The following is a 5,400-nucleotide window of genomic DNA, read 5'->3' on the forward strand; positions in this document are numbered from 1 at the left end:
AAGCGCAGCCATAGCCAGGGCTATGGCGAGCATTTGCAACGACGAGCAGGGGTCTTTTGGCGTGATGAGCGGGCATGATCGAAATACTCTCAGCCTCTCAGAGCCTGGCAAGCATCGCACACGAAGGCATCAACCTGAGCAGCAAGCTCGTCAACGCAGCCACGCTCTGGTATGGCGCTCACCTCGTGATGAACAACGAACTCAGTGTGGGGCAATTCGTGGCCTTCAACATGTTCGCCCAGCGCGTCGCGCAACCGATCATGCGCATCGCTCAGATGTGGACAGACTTCCAGCAGACCGGCATCTCCATGGCGCGGCTCGGGGACGTGCTCAACACACCCACTGAAGTGCCGCCCAGCACTGCCGCGCAGTTGCCGCCCCTCAAGGGTCGCATCACACTGGATCAGGTTGTGTTCCGCTACCGGCCTGAGGCGCCGCCGGTGCTGCATGGTGTGAGCCTGGACGTCAACCCAGGCGAGATCATCGGCATCGTCGGGCGCTCCGGCTCCGGCAAGAGCACGCTTACCAAGCTCGTGCAGCGCTTATACAGCCCCGAGCAGGGCAGACTGCTTATCGACGGGCTGGACATCAGCCTCATCGACGTCGCACAGCTGCGCAGACAGGTCGGCGTGGTCCTGCAGGAGAACTTCCTCTTTCACCGCAGCGTGCGCGAGAACATCGCCATCACCGACCCGGCCGCACCGCTGGAGCACGTCATCGCGGTGGCCAAGCTCGCCGGCGCACACGAATTCGTGTGTGAATTGCCTGAAGGCTACGACACGCTGGTAGGCGAACAAGGAGCAAGCCTGTCGGGTGGGCAGCGCCAACGCATCGCCATTGCCCGAGCACTCTTCAACAATCCGCGCATCCTCATCTTCGATGAGGCGACCAGCGCGCTGGACTACGAGAGCGAAGCCATCGTCCAACGCAACATGGCCTCGATGTGCAAGGGGCGCACCGTATTCGTCATCGCGCACCGCTTGAGCGCCGTGCGCCATGCTCACCGCATCATCGTGATGGACAACGGACGCATCGTCGAATCCGGATCACATGGTCAACTGGCGGAGAGGCCGAATGGCCTGTATGCACATCTGTGGCGCATGCAGGGAGGCATCGGCCCTGTGAAGCCGGCAGCCGACGGCGGAACCCCTGCATGAACACGGCTCAATCCGCCCCCGGGCATCCCGTGCTTGATCTGCTGAGCCGGTACAAAGCGGTTTTCGTGGCAGCCTGGGATGCCCGCCACGAGTTGGCGGGTCCCAGGCGCCTGGCCGATGAGGCCGCATTCCTGCCCGCAGCCCTGAGTCTGCAAGCCACGCCGGTGCACCCGGCGCCACGGCGCGCAGCATTCGCGATCTGTGCGCTCTTCGTCATCGTTCTGGCATGGGCAAGTCTCGGTGAATTGGACATCGTGGCGACGGCGCCGGGGCGCATCGTGGTCAGCGATGGCACCAAGCTCATCCAGCCGCTGGAGGCCGGCGTGGTGAAGGCGATCCACGTGCAGGATGGCGATCACGTCAAGGCGGGGCAGTTGCTGATAGAACTCGATGCCACCCTCGCGGAGGCTGATCGCAGCCGGGTTGTGCAGGAGCGCGCATCGGCGACGTCGGAGTTCTTGCGCACCGGTGCACTTCTGGAAGCCCTGACCCGCGGCGGCCAGCCGTGGTTGATGACGGGCTCCGGCTTGCCGGTTGCCGAACATCTCGCAGTGCAGGCACAGCTCAACAGCGAATGGGCCGATATCAGCGCCAAGTTCGCCAAGCTGCAGGCCGAAGCGGCCAAACACCGGGCGGAGAGTCAGACCGTGGAGCAACGGATCGACAAGCTGGAGACCACCGTGCCATTGGCGCGTCGGCGCGAGGCGGACTTCAAGGCGCTGAGCGACCAGGGGTTCATGGCCGGCCACGCCAACCAGGATCGGATGCGTGAACGCATCGAGCTGGAAAAAGACCTCGCCACCGAACGCGCGCGCAAGCTTGAAGCGCAGGCAGCACAGCGCGAGAGCGAGCAGGCCTATGCGGCACAGCGTGCAGAAACGATACGCACCTTGCGCGAGCGGCACGCAAACGCCCTACTGAAGCAGCAGCAATTGGATGCGGAGTCCATCAAGGCGACGCAGAAGTCCCGACTCACCCAGCTCACGGCATCGGTGGACGGCGTCGTCCAGCAGCTGGCCGTGCATACCGCAGGCGGCGTGGTGACGCCGGCGCAGGCACTGCTGGTGCTTGTACCCGACCGCGCGCAGGTCATGGCCGAAGTGACGTTGGAGAACAAGGACATCGGCTTCGTGAACGAGGGGCAGCACGCGGAGATCAAGCTCGAGACGTTTCCGTACACGCGCTACGGAACGATCGCCGCCGACGTGACCCGTGTGGCTGCCGATGCGGTGATCAGCGAGAGCGCGGCGCGCCAGGCGCAGAGCACTGGCAGCAGCGTGGGCACGGTCGGCACGGGATCCGGCGGCGCGAGCTTCCCGGCCACCTTGCGGCTCGAACAGCGCGACATCAATGTGGACGGCAAGCGCGTGCACTTGTCGCCGGGTATGAACGTGACCGCAGAGATCAAGACCGGCAAACGCCGCGTGATCGACTACTTGCTCAGTCCCGTGCGCGAACACTTGAACGACAGCCTGAAAGAGCGTTGATGCGGCTTCTCATCGTGCATCAGAATTTCCCCGGCCAGTTCGGGCACCTCGTTCAGGCCTGGGCCCGCCGGCCCGGCTGGGACGTGCGCGGCCTGGGCCGGGAGACTGCGCCTGGGCTCCCCGGCTTCGATGGGCTGCTGCGATACAAACTTGCCCGGGCGGGACACGCGCAGCAGCACCCCTATCTGCGGCAGATGGAGCAAGCCACCTTGCATGGCCAGGCTGCCACGCGCGCCATGCTGTACTTGCGCAAGAGCGGTTTCGTGCCCGACGTGATCCTGGCGCACCCGGGCTGGGGCGAGACACTATGGGCGAAGGACGTGTTCCCCGATGCGCGCCTCATCCACTTTTGCGAGTGGTACTACTCGGCCTCGGGGGCCGACATGAACTTCGACCCCGAGTTCCCGTCGACCTTCGATGCCAAGGCTCGAATTCGCATGTGGAACGCGCTGCACACGCTGAACCTCACGAACTGCGACGCCGCCGTGAGTCCCACGCAATGGCAACGCAGCCGACATCCGGAGATATTCCAGTCGAAGATCTCCGTGTGCCATGAAGGGATCGCGGCGGACCAACTGGGACCGGATCCGAGCGCAGAAGTGACGACGCCCAGCGGTGTGACGCTGAGGGCCGGAGATCCGGTTGTCACGTACGTGGCAAGGAATCTGGAGCCCTATCGGGGGTTTCATGTCTTCATGCGGGCGCTGGCGGAAGTTCAACGTCGGCATCCAACGTGTCATGCGCTGATCGTGGGCGGGGACGAGGTGAGCTACGGCCAGCAGCCACAAGGCGCACCGAACTGGCGCGAGCAGATGCTGCGTGAGGTGAAGCTCGATGCGAGTCGCACGCACTTTGTGGGAAGGCTGCCGCATGCCCAATACGTGAAGGTGCTGCAGGTGTCCGCAGCGCATGTCTACCTGACCTATCCCTTCGTGCTCAGCTGGTCGCTGCTCGAGGCCATGGCCTGCGGAGCGTTGGTGATCGGATCGGATACCGCGCCGGTGCGTGAGGTGGTTCGCGACGGAGAGAACGGCCGGCTGGTGGACTTTTTCGATGTCGAGGCGCAAGCACGTCGGGTGCTTGACGCACTGCTTGAGCCGCGAGCGTATGCGCCGCTTCGCGAGCGGGCACGGACTGCCGTGCAGCAATACGGTCAAGCGCAGGGGATGGCAGGGTATGACGCCTTGTTGACGTTGCCCCTGGAAGTCGTCGCCAACCGAAGGAGCCGGAATTCGGCTCTCTTTGAAATGGAAACCATGACTACAAGGGAAAAGGTTTCTTTGACTACAGCATTGCAGATCAATCACGGCAATGACGGCGACGCGAGGAGTGCAGCATGACCAACACGCCGTTGGACCTAACACCCTTCGGTCCGCTGCTCAGCGCACTGGGGTTGCTCTATTGGGCGGTTGCACTTGGCACAGCCGGGTTGCTGCTTTGGTGGTTGAGACAGAAACCAAGGTGGTTGAGCGCCCCGCTTGCCGTGGCCGTGCTCGGGGCATTTATCTATCCGGTGGCGACGCACGTTCAGGAGAAGCGTCAACAGCATGACGAAGCCAAGGCCACGCTGGATGCGGCCATGGCGCTGTTTCAGGAACGCTGCAAGACCGCGGGCGAGAAGATCACGCGGACGGTGGGGAACGTCGACGGCGTGGTGTGGATGAAGTGGCGGACGAAGGAGGTAAACCTCAGCGATCAGTTCAAGCTCGACGATCCCTATGGAAAGGATTGCGATGGCGACGGGTGCATCGCCGACTTGCTTCGGGTGACCGGAGGCGCTGAACTCAATCCAGAGGAGGCCAAGCGCCACACCAAAGGCTACAGCTTTGTCGAAACCATCGATCCGGTGGATGGCAAGAGGTATCGCTACGTCGGTGTCATGAAGTTGCACCCACGGTGGACAGAGCAGGCGATCGCACGTGAGAAAGCACTGTCCGGCAAGGGGATTGAGCCATCCGACTATCCATTCTCTCTAGAGCGCAAGCCCATCACTAATTTCACGGCCCGATACGGACTCACCTGGGATGACATTTCCACGCGCGAGGACCGCGAGCATTGGATCGCAGGGGGTTCACTGAAGGCCATTGACATTCAAACCAATGAAGTCATCGCTCAGCGAGTGGGCTATCTGATGGACTCGGGGCAAGGCAGTCAAGCAGGGTTCAGATCGCCGTGGGGCTGGGCTACATCACACGGCCCTCGATGCCCGCGAGTGTTCGAACGGAGCTGGGACTTCGCGACGAAAGTAGTTCAACCAAACAAACAGGGAGAGTAAACATGGCAAACAACGTCACAACCTATCTCAAGTACGCCAACCTTCAGATGGCAGCGGAAGCGTTTCTGGATGATCCGGAGTCGTATTTCAAACAGCTGACCTCAGGCAACAACCACTCCAGCAAATTCACCGACATACAAGCCCAACAGTTCATTGACGACGGCTGGACCGTTGTCGAGCACAAGAGCAACACCAGTACAGGATTCAGCGGTACGCTGTTCAAGTACAGCGGTGAGACGGACCCGGCCCGCGGATTGGTGAAGGGCGAGATGGTCCTGAGTTTCCGCTCCACCGAATTCATCGACGATGCAGCGCGGGACAACCAAGCGACCAACGCGATGGAGATGAATCCTTACGGCTGGGCGTTCGGGCAGATCGCAGACATGGAGCAGTGGTACGGCCACCTGCAGCAGACCTACGGCCTGGGCGCGACGAACAGGTTCTCGGTCACCGGCTACAGCCTGGGTGGTCACTTGGCAAC

The 5,400-nt window shown here is 62.4% G+C and carries 4 protein-coding genes and 1 pseudogene; all 5 read left to right on the forward strand.

Features of this window, described 5'->3' with window-relative positions; all coding sequences use genetic code 11:
• Positions 1-95 precede the first annotated feature (95 nt).
• Positions 96-1,157, forward strand: a pseudogene (locus tag AC30NL_RS17975) (ATP-binding cassette domain-containing protein); the annotation flags it as partial.
• The gene (locus AC30NL_RS17980) at positions 1,154-2,644 is read left to right on the forward strand and encodes an HlyD family type I secretion periplasmic adaptor subunit (RefSeq protein ID WP_489465358.1); all 1,491 of its coding nucleotides are present in this window, start codon (positions 1,154-1,156) and stop codon (positions 2,642-2,644) included. The pseudogene AC30NL_RS17975 and the gene AC30NL_RS17980, both read left to right, overlap by 4 nt.
• Complete coding sequence (locus AC30NL_RS17985) at positions 2,644-3,984, forward strand: glycosyltransferase family 4 protein (RefSeq protein ID WP_489465359.1); 1,341 nt, start codon at positions 2,644-2,646, stop codon at positions 3,982-3,984. Before AC30NL_RS17980 ends, AC30NL_RS17985 begins: the two co-directional genes overlap by 1 nt.
• Positions 3,981-4,919 (forward strand): hypothetical protein, encoded by a 939-nt coding sequence (locus tag AC30NL_RS17990; protein WP_489465360.1) that lies wholly within the window; start codon positions 3,981-3,983, stop codon positions 4,917-4,919. The genes AC30NL_RS17985 and AC30NL_RS17990 overlap by 4 nt, the downstream gene beginning before the upstream one ends.
• A gap of 2 nt (positions 4,920-4,921) precedes the next feature.
• Positions 4,922-5,400 (forward strand): hypothetical protein (locus AC30NL_RS17995; RefSeq protein WP_489465361.1); only part of this gene is annotated, 479 nt, incomplete at its 3' end.

Source organism: Rhizobacter sp. (assembly GCA_021153565.1).
Taxonomy (GTDB): domain Bacteria; phylum Pseudomonadota; class Gammaproteobacteria; order Burkholderiales; family Burkholderiaceae_C; genus Albitalea.

What these genes read in the sequence shown, in the direction of transcription:
- AC30NL_RS17980 (WP_489465358.1), top strand. Translation starts at nt 1,154, where the DNA reads ATGAACACGGCTCAATCCGCCCCCGGGCATCCCGTGCTTGATCTGCTG.
- AC30NL_RS17985 (WP_489465359.1), top strand. Translation starts at nt 2,644, where the DNA reads ATGCGGCTTCTCATCGTGCATCAGAATTTCCCCGGCCAGTTCGGGCAC.
- AC30NL_RS17990 (WP_489465360.1), top strand. Translation starts at nt 3,981, where the DNA reads ATGACCAACACGCCGTTGGACCTAACACCCTTCGGTCCGCTGCTCAGC.